The 19,951-nt window shown below is 40.9% G+C and carries 23 protein-coding genes; 14 read left to right on the top strand and 9 right to left on the bottom strand.

Annotation, left to right across the window (positions count from 1 at the left end; all coding sequences use genetic code 11):
• The first annotated feature begins 1 nt into the window (after window position 1).
• From folK to panD, 4 genes are read left to right on the top strand one after another with little or no spacing between them, the layout of a single operon-like run.
• On the top strand, window positions 2-493 hold the full coding sequence (folK, locus tag OOA_RS00530; protein ID WP_008910160.1) for a 2-amino-4-hydroxy-6-hydroxymethyldihydropteridine diphosphokinase: 492 nt from the start codon (window positions 2-4) through the stop codon (window positions 491-493).
• A gap of 59 nt (window positions 494-552) precedes the next feature.
• The gene (panB, locus tag OOA_RS00525; protein WP_008910159.1) at window positions 553-1,344 is read left to right on the top strand and encodes a 3-methyl-2-oxobutanoate hydroxymethyltransferase; all 792 of its coding nucleotides are present in this window, start codon (window positions 553-555) and stop codon (window positions 1,342-1,344) included.
• A gap of 33 nt (window positions 1,345-1,377) precedes the next feature.
• Window positions 1,378-2,241: a pantoate--beta-alanine ligase gene (panC, locus tag OOA_RS00520; RefSeq protein ID WP_008910158.1), complete on the top strand. Its 864-nt coding sequence runs from the start codon at window positions 1,378-1,380 to the stop codon at window positions 2,239-2,241.
• A gap of 51 nt (window positions 2,242-2,292) precedes the next feature.
• On the top strand, window positions 2,293-2,673 hold the full coding sequence (gene panD / locus OOA_RS00515; protein ID WP_008910157.1) for an aspartate 1-decarboxylase: 381 nt from the start codon (window positions 2,293-2,295) through the stop codon (window positions 2,671-2,673).
• Between the two features lie 121 nt (window positions 2,674-2,794).
• Here panD and OOA_RS00510 read toward each other — a convergent pair whose 3' ends face one another.
• Together OOA_RS00510 and OOA_RS00505 are read right to left on the bottom strand one after the other, a co-directional pair.
• A complete protein-coding gene (locus OOA_RS00510) occupies window positions 2,795-3,565 on the bottom strand; it encodes an ABC transporter permease (protein ID WP_008910156.1) in 771 nt (256 codons plus the stop codon).
• Window positions 3,562-4,503 carry an ABC transporter ATP-binding protein gene (locus tag OOA_RS00505; RefSeq protein WP_008910155.1) on the bottom strand — a complete coding sequence of 314 codons (942 nt, stop codon included), beginning with the start codon at window positions 4,501-4,503 and terminating at the stop codon, window positions 3,562-3,564. The genes OOA_RS00510 and OOA_RS00505 overlap by 4 nt, the downstream gene beginning before the upstream one ends.
• Window positions 4,504-4,885: 382 nt before the next feature.
• Between OOA_RS00505 and can the strand changes: the two genes are divergently transcribed.
• Window positions 4,886-5,539 (top strand): carbonate dehydratase, encoded by a 654-nt coding sequence (gene can, locus OOA_RS00500; RefSeq protein ID WP_040690679.1) that lies wholly within the window; start codon window positions 4,886-4,888, stop codon window positions 5,537-5,539.
• 85 nt (window positions 5,540-5,624) lie between these two features.
• Here the strand turns inward: can and hpt are convergent, their stop codons facing one another.
• From hpt to OOA_RS00485, 3 genes are all read right to left on the bottom strand, one after another.
• Window positions 5,625-6,161, bottom strand: a complete 537-nt coding sequence (gene hpt, locus OOA_RS00495; RefSeq protein WP_008910153.1) for a hypoxanthine phosphoribosyltransferase — start codon at window positions 6,159-6,161, stop codon at window positions 5,625-5,627.
• A gap of 325 nt (window positions 6,162-6,486) precedes the next feature.
• On the bottom strand, window positions 6,487-6,696 hold the full coding sequence (locus tag OOA_RS19865; protein ID WP_008910152.1) for a DUF1240 domain-containing protein: 210 nt from the start codon (window positions 6,694-6,696) through the stop codon (window positions 6,487-6,489).
• A gap of 298 nt (window positions 6,697-6,994) precedes the next feature.
• The gene (locus OOA_RS00485; RefSeq protein WP_008910150.1) at window positions 6,995-7,297 is read right to left on the bottom strand and encodes a putative quinol monooxygenase; all 303 of its coding nucleotides are present in this window, start codon (window positions 7,295-7,297) and stop codon (window positions 6,995-6,997) included.
• 546 nt (window positions 7,298-7,843) lie between these two features.
• On the opposite strand from OOA_RS00485, the gene OOA_RS19655 reads away from it, so the two are divergent.
• Window positions 7,844-8,980 carry a DUF6396 domain-containing protein gene (locus OOA_RS19655; RefSeq protein ID WP_008910149.1) on the top strand — a complete coding sequence of 379 codons (1,137 nt, stop codon included), beginning with the start codon at window positions 7,844-7,846 and terminating at the stop codon, window positions 8,978-8,980.
• Between the two features lie 7 nt (window positions 8,981-8,987).
• The gene (locus OOA_RS21155; protein ID WP_008910148.1) at window positions 8,988-9,197 is read left to right on the top strand and encodes a hypothetical protein; all 210 of its coding nucleotides are present in this window, start codon (window positions 8,988-8,990) and stop codon (window positions 9,195-9,197) included.
• A gap of 104 nt (window positions 9,198-9,301) precedes the next feature.
• On the opposite strand, the gene OOA_RS00475 is transcribed toward OOA_RS21155, so the two are convergent.
• Window positions 9,302-9,535, bottom strand: coding sequence for a YgdI/YgdR family lipoprotein (locus OOA_RS00475; protein WP_008910147.1), 234 nt, complete (start codon window positions 9,533-9,535; stop codon window positions 9,302-9,304).
• Between the two features lie 841 nt (window positions 9,536-10,376).
• On the opposite strand from OOA_RS00475, the gene ada reads away from it, so the two are divergent.
• From ada to OOA_RS21345, 4 genes are read left to right on the top strand one after another with little or no spacing between them, the layout of a single operon-like run.
• On the top strand, window positions 10,377-11,441 hold the full coding sequence (gene ada / locus OOA_RS00470) for a bifunctional DNA-binding transcriptional regulator/O6-methylguanine-DNA methyltransferase Ada (RefSeq protein ID WP_008910146.1): 1,065 nt from the start codon (window positions 10,377-10,379) through the stop codon (window positions 11,439-11,441).
• On the top strand, window positions 11,438-12,175 hold the full coding sequence (locus OOA_RS00465; protein ID WP_008910145.1) for a 2OG-Fe(II) oxygenase: 738 nt from the start codon (window positions 11,438-11,440) through the stop codon (window positions 12,173-12,175). Before ada ends, OOA_RS00465 begins: the two co-directional genes overlap by 4 nt.
• 10 nt (window positions 12,176-12,185) lie before the next feature.
• Entirely contained in the window at window positions 12,186-12,854 is a 669-nt protein-coding gene (gene alkB, locus OOA_RS00460) for a DNA oxidative demethylase AlkB (protein ID WP_008910144.1), read from the top strand.
• Window positions 12,855-12,860: 6 nt separating this feature from the next.
• The gene (locus OOA_RS21345; protein ID WP_419177157.1) at window positions 12,861-13,163 is read left to right on the top strand and encodes an Ada metal-binding domain-containing protein; all 303 of its coding nucleotides are present in this window, start codon (window positions 12,861-12,863) and stop codon (window positions 13,161-13,163) included.
• Between the two features lie 391 nt (window positions 13,164-13,554).
• Here the strand turns inward: OOA_RS21345 and cueO are convergent, their stop codons facing one another.
• Window positions 13,555-15,189 (bottom strand): multicopper oxidase CueO, encoded by a 1,635-nt coding sequence (gene cueO, locus OOA_RS00450; protein WP_008910142.1) that lies wholly within the window; start codon window positions 15,187-15,189, stop codon window positions 13,555-13,557.
• A gap of 202 nt (window positions 15,190-15,391) precedes the next feature.
• On the opposite strand from cueO, the gene OOA_RS00445 reads away from it, so the two are divergent.
• Window positions 15,392-15,739, top strand: a complete 348-nt coding sequence (locus OOA_RS00445; protein WP_008910141.1) for a YacC family pilotin-like protein — start codon at window positions 15,392-15,394, stop codon at window positions 15,737-15,739.
• Between the two features lie 63 nt (window positions 15,740-15,802).
• Here OOA_RS00445 and OOA_RS00440 read toward each other — a convergent pair whose 3' ends face one another.
• A complete protein-coding gene (locus OOA_RS00440) occupies window positions 15,803-16,840 on the bottom strand; it encodes an AbrB family transcriptional regulator (RefSeq protein ID WP_008910140.1) in 1,038 nt (345 codons plus the stop codon).
• A gap of 153 nt (window positions 16,841-16,993) precedes the next feature.
• Here OOA_RS00440 and OOA_RS00435 point away from each other — a divergent pair, with 153 nt between their 5' ends.
• Window positions 16,994-17,404, top strand: coding sequence for a GNAT family N-acetyltransferase (locus OOA_RS00435; protein ID WP_008910139.1), 411 nt, complete (start codon window positions 16,994-16,996; stop codon window positions 17,402-17,404).
• A gap of 337 nt (window positions 17,405-17,741) precedes the next feature.
• Here OOA_RS00435 and OOA_RS00430 read toward each other — a convergent pair whose 3' ends face one another.
• The gene (locus OOA_RS00430; RefSeq protein WP_008910138.1) at window positions 17,742-18,374 is read right to left on the bottom strand and encodes a TetR/AcrR family transcriptional regulator; all 633 of its coding nucleotides are present in this window, start codon (window positions 18,372-18,374) and stop codon (window positions 17,742-17,744) included.
• Between the two features lie 347 nt (window positions 18,375-18,721).
• On the opposite strand from OOA_RS00430, the gene OOA_RS00425 reads away from it, so the two are divergent.
• Entirely contained in the window at window positions 18,722-19,945 is a 1,224-nt protein-coding gene (locus OOA_RS00425; protein ID WP_008910137.1) for a Tm-1-like ATP-binding domain-containing protein, read from the top strand.
• Window positions 19,946-19,951 lie beyond the last annotated feature (6 nt).

Genomic DNA, 19,951 nt, shown 5'->3' with positions numbered 1-19,951 from the left:
CATGACATCGGTCTATATAGCGATTGGCAGTAATCTGGGGGAGCCGCTAAAACAAGCTCAGCAGGCTATTGAAGCATTAAATGCAATCCCAACTAGCTGTGTCGCTAAGACCTCTTCCGTCTATCGCACCAAACCACTAGGGCCGCAAGACCAAAACGATTTTCTTAATATGGCTGTCCTACTCGAAACAGAGCTTGAGCCTGAAGCGTTGCTTGACCATACGCAACGCATTGAGCTTGAGCTTGGCCGAGTTCGCAAAGCAGAACGTTGGGGCCCTAGAACACTCGATCTTGATATTATGCTTTTTGGCAATCGTGTTATTAATACCCCGCGATTGACCGTACCGCACTATGGGCTAAAAGAGCGGGAGTTTATGTTATACCCGCTCGTTGAAATCGCTCCTGACCTTATTTTCCCTGATGGTGAACCACTATCAGAAAGGCTCACACACGTTCCACGCAATGGCCTCACCTTTTGGGATATTACAACCTAATTATGGTGTACCTCCTAATAAGGGGGGTTATCAGTGGGATCTTTCCGGAGGTTATTATCATGAAATCAATTTCTCTAGCAGCTCTGGGTCAATTCAAAAAAGACAAACGCAAATTCGCTACCATAACTGCCTATGATTCCAGCTTTGCTCAATTATTTGCAGAACAAGGGATCCAAGTCATGCTTGTGGGTGATTCGCTTGGAATGACAATACAAGGCGAATCCAGCACACTCCCAGTCACCGTTGAGCAAATCGCCTACCATACCCGTTGTGTCCGTAAAGGTGCTCCTGACGTTTTTATCATCGCTGATATGCCTTTTATGAGCTACGCAACTCCAGAGCAAGCCTGTGCTAATGCAGCTATCTTGATGCAAGCAGGCGCAAACATGGTCAAAATTGAAGGCGGTAGCTGGTTGTGTGATACCGTTAAAATGCTCTGTGAGCGTTCAGTTCCTGTTTGTGGTCATCTCGGATTAACACCACAAGCGGTGAATGTCCTCGGGGGCTATAAAGTCCAAGGACGAGATGAAGTTACCGCTAATCAGCTTATAAAAGATGCAATTGCCTTGGAGAATGCAGGCATGCAGCTTCTCGTACTCGAATGTGTGCCAAGCTCACTCGCAAATCATGTCACGGAAGAGCTACTATTACCTGTTATTGGTATTGGTGCAGGGAATGGCACTGATGGGCAAATTCTTGTCATGCATGATGCGTTAGGTATCACGGCTCGCCCACCTAAATTCGCCAAAAATTTTCTTGCGCAGGCAGGTAATATTCATGATGCCATTCGATTATATATTCAAGAAGTTGAAGCAAGTATCTATCCAAACGAAACTCACTCATTTGAATAAGTTCATTACCGCTGAATAATAAGGAATGCAGTTATGCTGATTGTTGAAACTTTACCAATACTTCGTCGTGAAATTCGTCGCTGGAAGCTTGCTGGTAAACGCATTGCACTTGTGCCAACAATGGGGAATTTACATGATGGGCACTTGACGTTAATTGATGAGGCAAAACAGCAGGCAGATATTGTTATTGTCAGTATTTTTGTCAATCCAATGCAATTTAACCGTCAAGCCGATTTAGAGAACTACCCACGCACCTTACAAGAAGATTGTGAAAAACTTAAACGTCGCGATATTAACTTAGTCTTTGCACCTTCAGCGAAAGAGTTTTACCCAGATGGTATGGAACTACAGACTTTTGTTGAAGTTCCAGAGCTATCATCGATTCTTGAAGGCGCTAGCCGCCCTGGGCATTTCCGTGGCGTCTCTACCGTTGTGACGAAGTTATTCAATTTAGTTCAACCTGACCTAGCTTTTTTTGGTGAAAAAGATTTCCAACAGCTTCAGCTAATTCGCAAAATGATTCATGATCTTTCTTTTGATATTCAAGTCATTTCAGTTCCTACTGTCAGAGAAAAAAGTGGCCTTGCACTGAGTTCAAGAAATAACAACCTTTCCGCTGATGAGCTAAAAACCGCGCCGCAATTGTTTAGTATCATGAAACACGCTGCCGATAAACTGACGCAAGCGCCTGAAACAGCAGAAACTATTGTTCAAGAAATGGAGCAATCACTTCGCCAAGCTGGGTTCACGCCAGATGAACTGTTTATCCGTGATGCACAAACACTAGCGCCACTGAGTAGTTTAAGTTCTAGAGCCGTTATCCTAATGGCTGCATGGCTAGGCCAAACACGGTTGATTGATAACTTACAGATTGATCTACCGACTATTTCAGCTTAAAAAAACAGTAGTAAACACAGCATTAATAATAAAAATAGGCAGATAATAACTATGTTTAGAAAAATGTTACAGGGCAAGCTACACAGAGTCAAAGTGACGCAAGCCGATCTTCACTATGAAGGATCATGTGCTATTGATCAGGACTTTATGGATGCAGCAGGGATCCTCGAATATGAAGCTATCGATATTTACAATGTTGATAATGGCGAACGCTTTTCAACATATGCCATTGCGGGTGAAAGAGGCTCGAAAATTATCTCTGTAAATGGCGCTGCTGCACGCCGTGCCGCTGTCGGTGATAAACTGATTATCTGTTCTTATGTCGACATGAGTGATGACGATGCTCGCCATCATCAGCCTAAGGTTGCGTATTTCGATGGTGATAATGTCATGAGCCGTATTGCTAAAGCGGTTCCGGTGCAAGTCGCTTAACCTATACCAACTGCAATTGGTTTGAATATTCCTGTCGTATATTTAATTCGATAATAGGAATAAAGCTATAAAAAACCCATCAATTGATGGGTTTTTTGGCTTGATACATCACGTCGTGGAATTAACTTCTCAAGCCACGTCCCTGCTCAATCAGATACCACGTCAGTGCATAGAACACGATTAAGAAAATCATTAATACACTCAAGGTGACAACGATTGACACATCTGCGATACCTAAGAATCCATATCTAAAACCACTAATCATATATACAATCGGATTTAGTTTTGATACAGCCTGCCAAACAGGTGGCAGTAATGATAGTGAGTAGAAAACCCCGCCTAAATAAGTCAGTGGCGTCAAAATAAAGGTCGGTACAATGCTAATATCGTCAAACGATTTTGCAAAAATAGCATTCAGTAATCCCGCTAATGAAAAGACAATTGACGTCAGTAGCAAGGTCACAACGACCATCGACCAAGAATGCACTTGTAATGGAATAAAGAATAACGAAACAAGAGTGACTAACAAGCCTACGAGAATACCACGAGCAACACCACCGCCGACAAATCCGGCAATAATGATATGTGTTGGTACTGGTGCAACTAATAGTTCTTCAATATTTTTTTGAAATTTAGAACCAAAAAATGAAGAACAAACATTAGAGTAGGAGTTGGTTATCACCGCCATCATAATCAGACCGGGGACAATAAACTGCATATAATCCACCCCGCCCATATCGCCAATTCTTGAACCAATTAGGTTGCCAAAAATGACAAAATAGAGTGACATCGTAATCACTGGTGGCAATAATGTTTGCACCCAAATACGACCAAAACGAGTGACTTCTTTAATCCAAATCGTTTTTAGCGCAACCCAATATAGCGAAATCATTGTGCTCCCTCCGCATGAGTGACACCATTTTCTTTTCTCACTAAATTCACAAATAGTTCTTCTAGTCGGTTTGCTTTATTACGCATACTTACAATTTCGATACCTTGCTCATTTAATTGGCTAAACACACCGTTTAGTCCTTGTTCCCTTTTGACATCCACTTCTAAAGTTGAAGTATCAATTAAACGTGTTTCATAACCTTTAAGTTCAGGAATAGGGCTTCTCGCACCAAGGTCAAAAATAAAGGTTTCTGACTCTAGTTTGCTTAATAGCTGTTTCATACTGGTATTTTCAACCAGTTCACCATGTTGAATGATCCCAATATTACGGCACAACATTTCCGCTTCTTCAAGATAATGCGTGGTCAGAATAATTGTCGTTCCTTGCGCATTTAGTTTTTTCAAGAAGCTCCACATTGAGCGGCGTAATTCAATATCCACACCCGCGGTCGGTTCATCCAAAATTAATAATTTGGGTTCATGCATCAATGCACGAGCGATCATCAAGCGGCGTTTCATCCCTCCGGATAAATTACGCGCACGCTCATCACGTTTTTCCCATAGGTCAAGCTGAGTGAGATAGGTTTGTGCTCTTTGATGAGCTAAATCACGAGGTACACCATAGTAACCCGCTTGGTTAAGTACTATCTGTAACACAGTTTCGAAAGGATTAAAGTTAAATTCTTGAGGTACTAGCCCTAATTGTTGCTTAGCTAGTACCACTTGTTTGTCTAAATCATAGCCAAACACTTTAACTGACCCACTGGTTTTATTGACCAATGAGCTAATTATTCCTATTGTGGTCGACTTACCTGCACCATTAGGCCCAAGTAATGCATAGAAGTCACCATCTTCAACGCTTAGATCAATACCTCGCAGGGCTTTCACGCCACCTGGATAGGTTTTGGTCAGCTGCGACAACTCAAGTGCGTACGTCATATGTAAAAAACACCTTTATTCTTGGGATGGTTTAGGAGCAATATAATACTATGATGCCACTTTTTTGTGATCTATGTTATGCAGAAAAGTGATAAACGGCTTATACCTTGAATCTATTAGGTTGCATCGGCATAGATTATACGCAACTATTTGAATAGCAGTATTTTCTTTGCTTCAAGATTAACGTTGTTTATCGTCTACATACAGATTGAATTGATTAGATGATTAATTATATATTTCAATTAATTGAGTCTATTAACATGGCTTTATCGGAATAAAATGGGCATCAAAAAAGTGTAAAAATTAATACAACTAAATATTAATTAATAAATAAATGCTGTATAAGATTTTAACGTAAAGTAACACAACTGGGCTACACGTCATGATGAAGAAAATTGAAGAGCTGTTTGCTAATAACGAAGCATGGTCAGCTTCTGTAAAAGAGAAAGATCCTGAATTTTTTAAAGAATTATCCAAAGCTCAGAAACCGAGATTTTTATGGATAGGCTGTTCAGATAGCCGAGTACCTGCTGAAAAATTAATTAATGCGGCGCCAGGTGATCTATTTGTTCACCGTAATGTAGCAAACTTAGTTATTCACACTGATCTTAACTGCTTGTCAGTGATCCAATATGCTGTGGATGTCCTTGAAGTTGAGCATATTATCATCTGTGGTCACTATGGATGTGGTGGTATTGAGGCTGCGGTTGACAATACTGAGCTTGGTCTGATTAATAACTGGTTACTGCATATTCGTGATATTTGGTACCGACACAGCTCCATGCTGGGTGAGCTAAAACCTTGCGAGCGTTTGGATCGCCTGTGTGAATTGAACGTTGTTGAACAAGTTTATAACCTTGGCCACTCAACTATTATGCAATCAGCATGGAAACGTGGGCAAAAAGTAATGATTCATGGATGGGTTTACGGGATCAATAATGGCCGCCTACACGATTTACATACCACCGCAGACAGCCGCGAAAAACTTGAGCTTTGCTACCGTGAAGCAATTTCTAAGTTAACGCCGAAAAAATAATTTTGCTTATAAAATAATAAACTAAGGGGAAGCAAAAGCTTCCCCTTTTAATTTGGCTATTCCGTCTTAAATAGCGTTGACGTATTTACTCTTCAATTAGTGTGACATGACCGATATAAGGTAAATGGCGGTACTGTTGTGCATAGTCAATACCATAACCAACCACAAACTTATCTTCGATTGAATAACCAGCCCACTCAACAGGCACTTCAACTTCACGACGTGAAGGTTTATCCAATAGCGTACAGATTGCTACCGACTTTGGCCCACGCAGTTCAAAAATTTGACGAACTTTATTTAAGGTATTTCCTGAGTCGATAATATCTTCAACAATCAGCACGTGTTTTCCACGAATATCTTCATCAAGGTCTTTGACGATTTTAACATCACGGCTTGAATTCATTGAGTTACCGTAGCTTGAAACGGTCATGAAATCGACTTCGTGAGGTGCTTCAATTTTACGGCATAAGTCCGCCATAAAAATAAACGAACCTTTCAGTAAGCCGACTAAGACTAGCTCGCCATCAATATTTTTATAATGTGCACTAATTTCTTTAGCCAGCTCACTCACTCGCTGGCTCAGCTCTTCTTCAGAGATCATCACTTCAAGAGTATGTTTCAATTTACCAATACCTATTTGTTTTAAAACCTAAAAATCATATTTCTTAATCCTGAAATCACCGTTATTGAGGTACTGGTTAAAACGCAGTGCTCTCTAAAACAGTGAAGTCATCAGAAATATGAGAACAAAATATGCAGCGAAGTATAACAGAACTCACTATCCTCCGTAAAAGAACGGTTAAGGATTTTGCCAAATCGATTTGTGAGTTTCGGAGAATAAGGTATTTACGAAAACTTTACCAAATCGATAGAAGTGATAAAAAATCGAATAAAAAGCGTCTAACAATGAGAGGCAAAACATACAAATCAATATCCTATAAACCTCTTCAATCACAAAGAGATAAATCTGTGACATAGGTCGTCGGTAACATCCACGATATTTTATCGCAAGTTTGGTAACCATCACTGCCAATAATTACCTTTATAATCAAAGATATAGGTAGGAAACTAATAATTCCAGCAAATAATAAATAGGTTAAGTATTTGATTATTATTTTGTTATCCTTTGGAGCCCTGTTGAAAATAATGGAACACACACTTCCACCAAGTGCATATAGTACGGATGGAAAACCTAGTGACACCTATAACATCAAAAAATTCATGCTGAGGTTTTAATTTGTTAACGCCAACATTGCCCCGTAAGTAATCCCCCATGTAGCCACTCCATGATGGATCATACTTTTTAGAACTTTCTGGTACGAAAAAATGGTGATTGGCTTTACAAGGTTTTTTTGAACCTGTTGACATTGCAGAAGCAAAAATAATGATGGCTGGCATTGACGTCTTTGCTAATCAACCCGCATGATTAGCGGGTTAACCTATCGACAAAAGTTTTTAAATTTCAATTTGAGATAGTGTTCCATCTTTTATAAAAGTGACGTCAAATGTGCCGTTAACAATACATTGCTTCATTTTAGGCACATACTTTTTGACGTGCGCCTGCTCGAAATGAACATCTAAAAGCTCTTGGCTCTCCCATACTTCTATCGTAATAAAGCTATCTCCATCAATAAAAGATTCATAACGATTACAGCCCTTTTCAAAGGGTGCATAATCAAATTGTAATGTGTTGGCGATATGACGGAGTTCATCTATTTTATCAGATAAAATTTTTGCTTTTACAATTGCTACAATCATTCAATTTACCTATCTGCTAATGATGTGTTGATATGTAAGATCACGGTACGTTCAAAGGCAACGCTCAATATCAATGGCTCCTCGATAAATATTTTTGCTTCCTTAACTGTATATCCCTTTTATATCTCGATGTCATGTATACATGGGAACTATAAAAAGATTTAAAAACAATTAGATATAATTTTTTAATATATACAGTAGAGAAAATTGTTAGCAGATAGATTGCGTAAAGCTATTTGATCGATAAGATTTAAATTCCCGACTAGAAAATGGAGTTTTTCGATGCCGTTACCTAATAGATTCCGCCCTCAAACATCCAATAAATAAATCGTCACTAAATTAAAATTATTATTAAAAAATATTGAAAATGAAAGTGATAGATGTGTATTTTAGGAGAAGTGGACAATTTATCGCTCTCATTCTGGTACAGAGTGAACTTGCTGAATTATTTTCTATCTCGCGGCCAATAATTTAGAGAATACTTTCATGATCACGAAAATGATCAACTTAACCTCAGAGTAGAAACATGGCATTAAGGACAATACGATGACAGTAATTAGGATAATCCGTTATTTTATAACAATAACGATACTTACCTTTACCTATCAGGTGCAAAGCAATGAGCTAACTCAAGCTGAAGTTGACCAGACGCTAAGAGAACTCCACAACATAACGTCCTTTACCTGCACCCACGAACAATTCTCTCCCACAACCAAAGAAGTTGAATCACTCTTTCGCTACGGTCAGTACCTAGAACAACAGATCCCAGAAGATTTTTATTTTACTGAAGAAGATGGTGATTTCACAGCGATAGCACGTTACTACCGTATTGCTGTGGCAAAAAATTACCATCCTGCCTATGTAGCACTCATTAGTCTTTTATATAAATATCATCCAGATAGCGGTTATTACAGCAATCTTTCAACAGCTCGTAGACAGCTACGTGACGATGAAATAATGAACCTTAAAGATCAACTACTGCAACAAAAAACGGCGAGTGGGTATTTAGCAAAGGCTGGAGAACTTGAACAAAAATGGAACAGCCGCGAAGCAACGGCTTATTACTACCTAGCGGCAATGAAAGGAAGTATGAAAGGACAAAATCGGCTGGCAATATTTCTTGATGATAGTCAAATTATCAGTGGCATTGCGATCCCCAACCCACCTAAAAATGCTTGGCTGCGTGCAAAAGAACTCTACCTGTGTGCTGCTAGTCAAGGGCATCAAAGTGCATGGGGCAATGCTGCCGCGATTGAGCTACGGTATGGCACTGACGAAAGCGTTATACCATTATTACAACGCGGCGTTTCTGCAGGTTCAACACGTTCCGCTATATTATTAGAAGCTATTTTTCAGGGGAAATCGCTTAGTGAGATGTTCAGTGGAAGTAAGAAAACACGCAAAAGATTAAACATTAAAACTGATCAGGAACGAGCCAGGCGTTATGATCTTTATCGCCAATTTTTATCCTCCAATCAAAATAACTTCGTTGTCTCCAATGTGGTCATCCCTGACGTGAACAAGTATGTACCGCTACCGCCCGCCCAGCTTCCCGAATGGGATGGCGTAATTCCGGAGCAAAAAACCATGATAGTAGAGATAACAAAGCCCTCGGAAGCCCTGATTGAAAAATTAAGTAATGAAGAGAATCTCGATCCTGCCACCGGTAAGCCAAAGAATTGATGAAGCAATGCAAAACGACGCATTAGAGCTGCTTGAAATAAATTTCCCGAATGCAAATCCATCAGATCTAATTTACTGGCTGAACGAATGGTTTGAAAATGAAGATATATCTGATGATTTAAGCGCTGAGGAAATGGTTAATTACCTTTGCCTACGTTCAGGCAGGATCTTATCTGATATTCCAGTGATAGCATTACGTTTCACTTTGCTTAAGTAAATAAAACCTTTCGGTCAAAGCATGCCTGCTTTAAATCAGATTTAACATATTAAAAGCAGGCATATATATAATGTAAATTTCAGCCTAGTGAAACTTAAATTATATTAATTATCCAACTCGCTCATGTTAGTAATTTGGTCGCGATTAATTTGCTCATTTTTACCGGTCTGAGCATCTTTATATGATACCAGCCCAGTATCATTATCTATCTGAGGCTTGCCATCAGTGACTATCGTCCGTCCATCAGTGGTTTTTAGTGACTGATTAGAAGAGCAACCTGTTACAGTAAAGGCTACAAGGGATGATAGAATCGCAGCGGCTAGCGTTAGCTTTTTCATATGAACTCCTAATGTAGTGTATGGCTGTGTAACAACTTAAGCTTAGATGAATTTTATCAGTATGTTAACTTTTTAACGCTATTTAAGGATTATTCTGGGAAATCAAAACCATCTTAAATTGATATTTGTAGTATCCTTAACATATCGTTTATCACTAGATGGCAGCATGTTTAGAGCATACTCAAAAATCGAATATATTGTGAAAAATCACTATTTTTAATGTTCGTGACATGTCACGATTTTTAGTTCTCAATATATGTTAAACAATAAAAAACTATTTAATATCAATAAAATAAACAACACTTAAAAATACTAAAATAAAATATACTTTAGTAATCAATAAGTTATATAAGAAATTATTTTATCCATATAAACCCCATCAATAATTAGCTTGTCTCTATAATTCAGTTCAAACAATTGCGTATTATTTAAGCCTGTAAGTACATATTGCAAAACTAAATATCAATTAACCATGTGGTTGTATTTTTTTCGCTGACATTATCTTTAAAAGAAATAAGTAATGAAATGATCGTTATTCCAAGCTTGAAATTGAAAAGCAAGACACGGATAGTTTATGCCAGTTCAGGTAGACATAATAAGCCACACAATTCATTAATTGGGTCATATATCAAACGTGAAACAACATGAATATGAAATGATGGTTGTCTTATATTGCCAGAGTGAACAATTTCATAAATAGATAACGATAATACGGCATAGTGTTAACCGATTGCACCGAGGTTCACGCTACACTGCTGGAATTATTTTTCACGATGCGCAATCCTAAGGACTAGCACTTCATGATAAAGCGGCGATATATCCCTGATAACAGGTATTACATATGAATAAAATATCTCCTTGGATAACTGACGAAATCCGTTGGCAGGCTGTTGTCGAACGCAATAAAGCAGCAGATGGACATTTTGTATACGGCGTCCGTACAACTGGCGTGTACTGTCTACCATCAGGAGCGACTCGTTTACCTAAACGTGAAAATATTGAATTTTTCGATACACCAGAAGCAGCTGAGGAAAATGGATATCGACCAAGTAAACGTCTACGACGTGACCACCCCCAACTGGAAAACGAACATGCCGCCAAAATAGCCAAAGCCTGCCGATATATTGAAGAACACAGCAATGATACAACACTGGCCGATATCGCCACTCATGTGGGGATGAGTACATTCCATTTTCACCGACGGTTCAAAGCAATCACAGGCCTGACCCCCAAAGCTTACGCAAGTGCACACCGAAATCGGCGATTACGTGAAGTCCTCAGCGATACTGGTAGCGTAACAGACGCGATTTTCGATGCAGGATTTAACTCTAACAGTCGTTTTTATGAAAATTCATCCGCTATGTTAGGCATGACGCCAAAGACTTGGCGTGCCGGTGGTAAAGGGACCGAGATTTACTTCACGCTGGGAATCTGTTCTTTAGGCGATATTTTGGTAGCACAAAGTGTAAAAGGTATTTGTGCCATCCTACTCGGAAACGATCCAGACAAGCTTCTACAAGATTTACAGGATAAGTTTCCGCAGGCTGAATTGGTCGGTAAAAATGCGCAGTTTGAGCAATTAGTTGCCCAAATAGTCGGATTTATTGATGCACCAGAAACGGGTTTGGAGTTACCGCTGGATATCCGTGGTACGGCATTTCAGCAGCGTGTCTGGCAGGCACTTCGCGACATTCCCGTCGGGACAACCGTGAGCTATGCCGACATTGCACAGCGCATCGGTTCGCCTAAAGCGGTACGTGCTGTCGCCGGTGCCTGTGCGGCTAATATGCTGGCGGTGGCCATTCCCTGTCATCGTGTGGTCAGAAATAATGGTGCTCTGTCAGGGTACCGCTGGGGCGTCGAACGCAAGCGTGCCTTGCTAGATAAAGAGGCTAAAATATCATGAGTAAACTAAAGCGACATGGAGCTGCACAACTTTTGACTGAACGTCTCAGTGATATTGACTGGGAAGAGATCCGCGGGCAATTGTCCACATTCGGTTGTGTACGCTTATCTCAGATACTCAGTCCGGAAATCTGTGACGAACTGTCAGCAATGTACCCACAGAATGGCCGATTCCGCTCGCATATTCATCTGGCGAGACACGGCTTTGGTAAAGGAGAATATAAGTATTTTAATTATCCGCTACCAGATACGATCACCACGCTACGAACGAATCTGTACCCTGCTTTGGCAGATATCGCCAATCGATGGAATGCATTGATGGATATTGATATTCGTTATCCAGCAGAGCATCAAAATTATCTTAATCGGTGTCATGCAGCAGGACAGAACAAACCTACACCACTGTTGTTGCAGTATGTGGAAGGGGATTTTAACTGCCTGCATCAGGATTTGTATGGTGAACAGGTATTCCCTCTGCAAGTTGCCTTTCTGCTTTCTGAGCCGGATATAGATTTTACTGGTGGTGAATTTGTCATGACTGAACAACGCCCACGAATGCAGACTCGGCCCGAGGTTGTTCGTCTCCAGAAAGGTGATGCTGTAATTTTTGCCGTACATCACCGCCCTGTTCAGGGAACAAAGGGAATATACCGAGTCAATATGCGTCATGGAGTCAGTAAAATACGCAGCGGTCAGCGCCACACGCTCGGCATTATTTTCCATGACTCACAATGAGCACAAAATAATGATAGAAGATCTCTTTGCCAATGATGAAAGTCTGCCGCGACAGTGGCAGGAAAACCTAGCACCGGGTGCAGTGATTCTTCGGGGCTATGCCACCGAATACGTACCAGCACTGTTTGATATGATTATGGCACTCTCGAAAGCTGCGCCATTTAGACATTTAAGAACGCCTAGTGGGCACACAATGTCTGTAGGTATGACTAACTGCGGTGATTTGGGTTGGATAAGTGACGAGCTTGGCTACCGATATACGCCAACAGATCCGGAAACGGGGCAGCTCTGGCCGCCGATGCCTGCGTTGTTACGCCAACTGGCGGAGGATGCATCCTCTGCGGCGGGTTATAGCGGGTTCAATCCCGACGCCTGCCTGATTAATCGGTATTACCCAGGCTCACGACTCACGCTTCATCAAGATAAAAATGAACGGGATATGTCGCAGCCAATCGTATCGGTTTCGCTGGGACTGCCGGCCATGTTTCTGTTCGGTGGGCTAACTCGAGAACAAACGTGCAAGCGATTTCCCCTCACGCAAGGTGATGTGATGGTCTGGGGCGGGCCTTCTCGGCTCAACTATCATGGCGTTATGCCGCTAAAAGATGCTATCCCACCCTCACCTGCACAGGAAAGCGTACGTTACAACCTCACGTTCCGCCGAGTCAGTGCTATCTGAGAAAACATGATGAAAAGATCGTGGACGCTACTGGGACGCGACGGCAGCTCCTATAAGAGTAGTACGCCCGGAATATTGGGTGGGCATAGAAAAAACAAAATTTACGGTCAACTTAACTGTCCCGCCGCAGCACGTGCTCTTGCAAAAGGGCATTACGTAAAACAGCGTGTATTTTTTCAGAATGAAGCAACCGCAATTACAGCAGACTACCGGCCTTGCGGAACCTGCATGCGGGAAAAGTACCTGAAATGGAAGCAACTCCAAGATAAGAATATAGAGGATAAAAGAAAGATTACATCCCTAGACTAAATAATCAGAATTGAGCCTATACCCGACATAATCAGTATTTATTCTTTACTCTCTAAGATAGAGATCCTCATTCATACACTAAATAATCAGTATTTATTCTTAATTATCTAAGATATAGAGATGAATTCATACCCTAAATAATTCGAACTATATCTAGGCGGCAAACGAAGATATCTCGGGGAGCATACATAAGTATGTGACCCGAGTAGCTGAGAGAAGCCAACAACGATATAGCTCGAAGTATGACGGGGATGATAAGTATGTGCCCCGAGTAGCTGAGACCTGCCAACAACGATATAGCTCGATGTATGACGGGGATGATAAGTATGTGACCCGAGTAGCTGAGACCTGCCAACAACGATATAGCTCGATGTATGACGGGTATGGGGTATTAGCTCACCGTAAACCCCATCATCATCCCCGTATCCTCATGCTCTAGCAGATGGCAATGTGCCATGTATGGGTGCTGTTTCGTAGCTGGGTGCTTAAATTCCACCAGCACTTCGCTAACTTGGCCTTCGACTTTAACGATATCTTTCCAGCCTTGTCTGTGAGGTTCCACTGGTTTACCGTTCTCTTTCAGGATACGAAAACGGGTGCCATGCACATGAAATGGGTGCAACATCATATCGCCACGACCGGAGATCACCCAGACTTCTTGGCGATTCATTGGCGCATCAAAAGCGGCTTCTGTCATTGAGAATACTTGGCCATTGATGGTATTGGCATTATGGATATCCAACTGATTCGCATCAGTATCACCGCTACCGCTTGGCATACCGCTCATATTACTGTGATTCATATTGCCATGCTTCATCATGCCCATACCGCTGCCATTATTACTAGACATCATATGACCGTCCATCATCGCTCCATGCCCACCCATGTTGCCCATAGCTTGATCACCATAGCGCTCACGAAGCATCATCATACCTTGCATATCCAAGCGCATATCCATCATTAAATGGAAACGACGACGATTGAGCCCTTTCACTGATGGAATAGTAGGAATTGCCCCTAAGACAGAAGGTAGTTCACCAGCTCCTGCGCTCATGGTCGTTTCAATGTGCAGCACGGGTAATGGCTGATTAAATGGCGCAATAGTCATGCCCATTTGGTTGACCGGTAATGTAACTAAATCAAAAGAGCGACCATCGGAAGCATCAATAAGCACTTCAAAACGTTCGCCCATCAAAATCGGCAGTTCAGTAACCGCAATAGGTTCCGCTAATAATCCACCATCGCTCGCTACCACATACATTTTGCGTCCATCACTGATCGAAATATTTAAACTACGTGCGTTACAGCCATTGAGAAGCCTCAAACGCAGCCAGCCTTTTGGGGCTATGTGTTTGGGAAATACCGCGCCATTCGTCAGCATGAGGTCACCAAACCAGCCTACTGCCGCTGTCATCACATCCAGCTGATAGTCAATCTGACCATCTTCTTTGAGTCGCTTATCCTGTAATATCACAGGAATATCATCGACTCCCCAAGTATTAGGTAAGCCGTGTTTATTACTTTCATCATCTTTAATAATAACCAGACCTGCCAATCCCATTGCAACCTGATAACCCGTTATTCCATGCGTATGAGGATGGAACCAACAAGTTGCTTCAGGCTGATTGATGGTAAAATTGACTTTACGACTTTCATTTGGTCGAATAATCGCTTGAGGGCCGCCATCTTGTTCCCCCGAAATTTCGAGACCATGCCAATGCACGGTTGTCTCTTCAGGTAGTTGGTTCACGATATTAATATTGACACTTTGACCATTTTTCAGGCTGAGTGCAGGGCCTAGCAAATCACCGTTATATCCCCATGTTGTGGTTTTTTTTCCCGGAATGAATTGAGATGAACCTTGTTTAATTGCGAGTTGAATTTGACCTTGAGAATCAGGCTCAATCAAAGGAGGAATGGCTAAAGTAGAATAATTTTCCGCAGCAACAGCAATACGGCTCCAAAGCGGTAAGGCACTAGCGGCATAGGCCATAGTACTCAATTTAATAAAATCTCGGCGTAACATTGATAACCTTCCTTTTATTATTAAATCAATAAAATGGTGTACGAAGTAATAACTAAAATCATAAAGCCTCCCCCTACAGGAAGGTCAAGAAAACCATATAAATATTGAGGATATAATATATGACTTTAAGAAAAATAGACTTGACTAACCATTCCATTGTTATGTTAACGTTACTCGACTTAAAAAACAGATAGAATATTTAATGCGCAAATTTACTGTAATTTTTTACCTCATTACGTTGTTAGGAATAACTCACTCTGCTAAAGCGTTAACGCCTAATGAAGCAGAAGATCTCGCTGATCTGACGGCAGTTTTTATCTACTTGAAATATGACTGCGGCTACTCACAACTCCCTGATCGGGAAATTGAACGAGCAATTATCTACTTTGCCCGAAGTAATCATTGGAGCCTTGAAGGTTATGATTCGCAAAAAATGACGATGCTCAACAAAGAAAGTTACAATGACCTAAAAGGGATCCCTCTCCCTCAAGACTTTAAATGCCAAGCTCTCGCCCGAGATTCATTAGGATTATTGGCTTACGTCAAATAGCATTAAAGTAACTCCCCTCATCAGGGGAGTCAGTAATCGGTCATTGTCCTATTTCTGAATTTGTCACTTTCTCTTAGCTCGCCTTTCTTGCACAAATAGCGCTATTGATGGAATACTTTGAATAATCACCATTCTGATAATGTGATTTGACATCACAAACCCTGCATCTAGATTCATCGCGATTGCGGCGAATGTCATTGCTTCCATGCTTCCTGGCACCCAAGCCAGTAATAACAATGAAATCGGATAACCCGTGAGCCACGAGGCAAACACGGTAATTAGGAATGTCAGAATGATATTGACGATAACAACTTGAGCAGATGAATAGATATTCTTGATCAGTGAAGACAGCGGGAACACGATAAAATGATTCCCAATATTCATGCCGATCAATACCATACTCAGCTCAGTGATCATGATTGGAAAGTGTATTTGAACATCTATCCAACTTTGGATCACCGTCGCTGCGGCCAAAGACGTCAACATGAAAGGCGCTGGAATACGTACGCGCTGTAATGCTAATCCTGCTCCTAAACCAATTAACACAATCACAATTAGCCAAAAGGTCGCTTCAAGCGATAAAGATGGAAATTCAATCAGTGGCTGCGGATCGCCGTCACTACCCACCACAATACCGGCAAGAAAGATCAGAATAATTAAGCGAATCGTATGCGAAATAACAATTTTTTGCGGTGGTGCATGCGTGTGATCGACTAACGCGAGTATTGCAGCCATTGCACCGGGAACTGAGCCAAGCATCGCTTCTTGTTTCGTCCAGCCGACTTTATGATGAAACCAAAAGTAGCTAAATGAAAACTGTACTGCTAAACACACCACCAGCATCAACAATAATAGAAAAAGATTGTCTGCCTGACCTAATGACACTTGATTAAACATCAATCCCACTAAAGTACCTAACGAGATTTGAACAAAAGTCAGAGTATATTTGGGAATAGCTAACTGGATATTGAAGCGGTGAAAAATGATAACAGCGAAGATAGGACCAAACATCAGGGCAAGAGGAACGCCGAGGTAGGTGAGCGTTCCACCAATAAGGGCGCAAATAGCAATGCCTAAGCCCATCTTCAATAATCGTATCATTGTAAAAACCTACCACAGTGGGAGTACTTCAAGCGTCGATTGACATGTGATCTTTATACTATCCGCTAAATCTGTTGATTTCATTAAATAATTACGTTAGTAATTATTACTCGATATTTAATAACGTAAATATTTTTCAGTAGGAAAAAAATCATGACGATACGAGTCACAACAACGCCATCAAAAGACGAAATCGACCATATTTTTCAGTCATTGATATCCTACAATTCACAATTTATTGATCACAGTATTCTGACACCGATTGCCGTTTTCTATGAACAAGATGGCAAAACACTGGGCGGAATTACGGGATCGACGCTTGGAAATTGGCTGAGGATTAATTACCTTTGGCTTGATGAGTCACTGCGAACACAAGGCGTGGGGACAAAGTTAATACAAGCAATGGAAAACAAAGCCAGAGAGGTGGGGGCTAAATATGCTGAGGTTGATACTTTTAGCTTTCAAGCTAAACCATTTTATGAAAAACAAGGCTATCAACTTACCTCAACGCTAATTGACTACCCAATTAACCATGAAAAGTATTATTTTATGAAAGAGTTATAATCGAAAACGATAGGTCATCAGCCATCATCTATGGCCTATTGCCCTTCTAATAATTAGGGGCTGTTTATCTTTACTGCTGATTTTTACCGCACTAACCGGTTTAAATAACAGCAATATAATCATATCACGCACTCAAGTGCCTAAAAAAACATCACCAAAAACCTAAACCGTAAATGAAAAACGCCCTTCGGGTTCGATTAAACGGGATTTTTGCTGTGTTGAGCGACTCTTGCCTAGGTCACTAAGCGGCGAGCCACTCGCCTTGCTTCTTTTTGTCTTAACTAAAGACGTGTAATTCGAATAAAAATTGACCTTCAAAGATAAACAGCCCCTAATATTAAGATTCTTGGGCTTTTTTATCTGCAACGGCTTGATTAATTACCGCTTTAGCCATCCACTGTGCTATCTCAATCACTTCAGCGTCTTCTTGCTTCCAAATATCTTTTAGCACTAAAAATATTTCAGAACCATAAATCACTGAAAATGCTTTGATCACTTTATCAATGACATCTTGTGGGTATTCGTCTTTCATCGGCTCCGTAACCATCGCCAAAATATCTTTACGATTTCCCCTTTCTAGTCGTTTTTCTTTCGGATCTTGTGTTAGCGACCGCCCTTGAGCCCATTGTTGTAATGATATTTGTAATGCAGCTCTCAGTGCGCCTTCATGTTCAAACATGCGCGGTAAGGCAAATGCTAAGAGTTCATCAATGCGCTCTTCCGTTTTTTCACTACTCGGGCGCCATGTTAAAATAGGCCCAAGACTGGCATTGACTATTGAAGCAATCAGGTCACTCTGTGTTGGAAAGTATCGATATGCCGTTGCTCTTGATACACCTGCTTCAATAGCAAGCTCAGAAACCGAAGGCATGGCGCCTTTCTCAAATAGTTCTAATGCGGTGTTAACCAGTAGGTTATAGGTTCGCTTCCTTGTTCCCTTATACTCTTGGTTTGAATGCATTGATTGCATTGTATCTCCCATCTTACTCGCGTTTTATTACTCTAATTTCAGTACCACTTAGAATGCCATTATTTTGCATTTCATCATGGTACTTTGCAATTTGTGCGGCTATCGTTCTTTAGGTTATTTTAATTTTACTTCGTTCGCATCGGGAAAAAGTAACATTTTATTTAAAATAAAAAACACATAAAATGATAAAAAATTTTATTTTTCAAAAAGATAAATCAATAACCTATATAAAGTGTTAAATAAACCATAAATGAGACTACAATCTCATTTTACATTTAAATCAAATGATACTATAGTCTCATTAAGATGGAAAAATAAACATCCACCTAACCTGTAAGGATTTTCCGATGAAGCAACATCAGGGATATATCTACATAGCAACCACTTTAGATACTAAAAGTGCCGAACTGTTTTATGTCAGCGACTTAATCAAAGACACAGGTTTATCTGTACGCACCGTTGATCTAACGACGCGCCCAACACAATTAAATAAGAATGCAGATATTAGCGCGCAAACTGTCGCCGATTATCACCCTTCAGGTGCAGATGCGGTCTTCTGTGGCGATAGAGGTAAAGCGATTGAAGCGATGGCGGAAGCATTTAGTCTCTACCTCGCGGCACAAACTGATGTTGCTGCTATTTTAGGATTAGGTGGCTCAGGTGGTACGGCATTAATCACCCCTGCAATGCAGGTTCTTCCTGTCGGTATTCCAAAGTTAATGGTCTCGACCATGGCTTCAGGTGATGTGTCGGGTTATATCGGCGCTAGCGATATTTCCATGATGTACTCAGTCACTGATGTGTCTGGGCTTAACATTATTTCGCGAAAAATCCTTAAAAACGCAGCAAACCAAATTGCAGGTTCTGTCTATTTTCATCGTGAAGAAGATGTTGAAACGACATTAAAACCGGCCATTGCGCTGACAATGTTTGGTGTTACGACACCTTGTGTCCAACAACTTACTGAACAACTGGATCAGCAATATGATTGCTTAGTTTTTCACGCTACAGGCAGTGGCGGCAAAGCAATGGAAAAACTGATTGATAGTCGTTTATTACATTCAGTATTAGACATCACCACGACTGAAGTGTGTGATTATCTCTTTGATGGTGTTCTCGCTTGTGATGTCGATCGCTTTGGCGCGATAGCACGAACAGAAACACCTTGTGTGCTCTCTTGTGGCGCACTGGATATGATCAATTTTGGCCGCCCATCAAGTGTGCCTGAGCGTTACCGTGATCGACTATTTTATCACCATAATGCTCAAGTGACATTGATGCGGACAACACAAGAAGAAAATCAACAAATGGGTCGCTGGATAGCAGACAAGCTTAACCACTGCGAAGGCGAAGTGCGTTTTATTATACCAACGGCTGGTTTCTCTGCACTAGATATTGAGGGTGCCCCATTTTGGAACCCTCAAGCAGACCAAGCATTTATTGATGCATTAACTAAAAATCTTATAACAACAGAAAAACGCAAACTTATTTTGAGTCCGTATCACATCAACTCAACGGAGTTTTGCGAACAAGTCATACAATTACACCAGGACATTTTGAATAGTAAATAGGGGTTC

It is taken from the genome of Providencia burhodogranariea DSM 19968, from assembly GCF_000314855.2.
Lineage (GTDB): Bacteria > Pseudomonadota > Gammaproteobacteria > Enterobacterales > Enterobacteriaceae > Providencia > Providencia burhodogranariea.
The sequence above is the reverse complement of the archived record's forward strand: the minus strand, read 5'-3'. Positions and strand labels throughout refer to the sequence as shown.

Excerpts from the sequence above, each read along its gene's own strand:
- OOA_RS00445 (WP_008910141.1), top strand. The coding sequence starts at position 15,392 with ATGCGCAAATTTACTGTAATTTTTTACCTCATTACGTTGTTAGGAATA.
- can (WP_040690679.1), top strand. The coding sequence starts at position 4,886 with ATGATGAAGAAAATTGAAGAGCTGTTTGCTAATAACGAAGCATGGTCA.
- OOA_RS00440 (WP_008910140.1), bottom strand. The coding sequence starts at position 16,840 with ATGATACGATTATTGAAGATGGGCTTAGGCATTGCTATTTGCGCCCTT.
- OOA_RS00485 (WP_008910150.1), bottom strand. The coding sequence starts at position 7,297 with ATGATTGTAGCAATTGTAAAAGCAAAAATTTTATCTGATAAAATAGAT.
- ada (WP_008910146.1), top strand. The coding sequence starts at position 10,377 with ATGAATAAAATATCTCCTTGGATAACTGACGAAATCCGTTGGCAGGCT.
- folK (WP_008910160.1), top strand. The coding sequence starts at position 2 with ATGACATCGGTCTATATAGCGATTGGCAGTAATCTGGGGGAGCCGCTA.
- OOA_RS00465 (WP_008910145.1), top strand. The coding sequence starts at position 11,438 with ATGAGTAAACTAAAGCGACATGGAGCTGCACAACTTTTGACTGAACGT.
- OOA_RS00430 (WP_008910138.1), bottom strand. The coding sequence starts at position 18,374 with ATGCAATCAATGCATTCAAACCAAGAGTATAAGGGAACAAGGAAGCGA.
- OOA_RS21155 (WP_008910148.1), top strand. The coding sequence starts at position 8,988 with ATGCAAAACGACGCATTAGAGCTGCTTGAAATAAATTTCCCGAATGCA.
- panC (WP_008910158.1), top strand. The coding sequence starts at position 1,378 with ATGCTGATTGTTGAAACTTTACCAATACTTCGTCGTGAAATTCGTCGC.
- OOA_RS19655 (WP_008910149.1), top strand. The coding sequence starts at position 7,844 with ATGACAGTAATTAGGATAATCCGTTATTTTATAACAATAACGATACTT.
- OOA_RS00425 (WP_008910137.1), top strand. The coding sequence starts at position 18,722 with ATGAAGCAACATCAGGGATATATCTACATAGCAACCACTTTAGATACT.
- OOA_RS00435 (WP_008910139.1), top strand. The coding sequence starts at position 16,994 with ATGACGATACGAGTCACAACAACGCCATCAAAAGACGAAATCGACCAT.
- cueO (WP_008910142.1), bottom strand. The coding sequence starts at position 15,189 with ATGTTACGCCGAGATTTTATTAAATTGAGTACTATGGCCTATGCCGCT.
- OOA_RS00475 (WP_008910147.1), bottom strand. The coding sequence starts at position 9,535 with ATGAAAAAGCTAACGCTAGCCGCTGCGATTCTATCATCCCTTGTAGCC.
- panB (WP_008910159.1), top strand. The coding sequence starts at position 553 with ATGAAATCAATTTCTCTAGCAGCTCTGGGTCAATTCAAAAAAGACAAA.
- alkB (WP_008910144.1), top strand. The coding sequence starts at position 12,186 with ATGATAGAAGATCTCTTTGCCAATGATGAAAGTCTGCCGCGACAGTGG.
- panD (WP_008910157.1), top strand. The coding sequence starts at position 2,293 with ATGTTTAGAAAAATGTTACAGGGCAAGCTACACAGAGTCAAAGTGACG.
- OOA_RS00505 (WP_008910155.1), bottom strand. The coding sequence starts at position 4,503 with ATGACGTACGCACTTGAGTTGTCGCAGCTGACCAAAACCTATCCAGGT.
- OOA_RS21345 (WP_419177157.1), top strand. The coding sequence starts at position 12,861 with ATGATGAAAAGATCGTGGACGCTACTGGGACGCGACGGCAGCTCCTAT.
- OOA_RS00510 (WP_008910156.1), bottom strand. The coding sequence starts at position 3,565 with ATGATTTCGCTATATTGGGTTGCGCTAAAAACGATTTGGATTAAAGAA.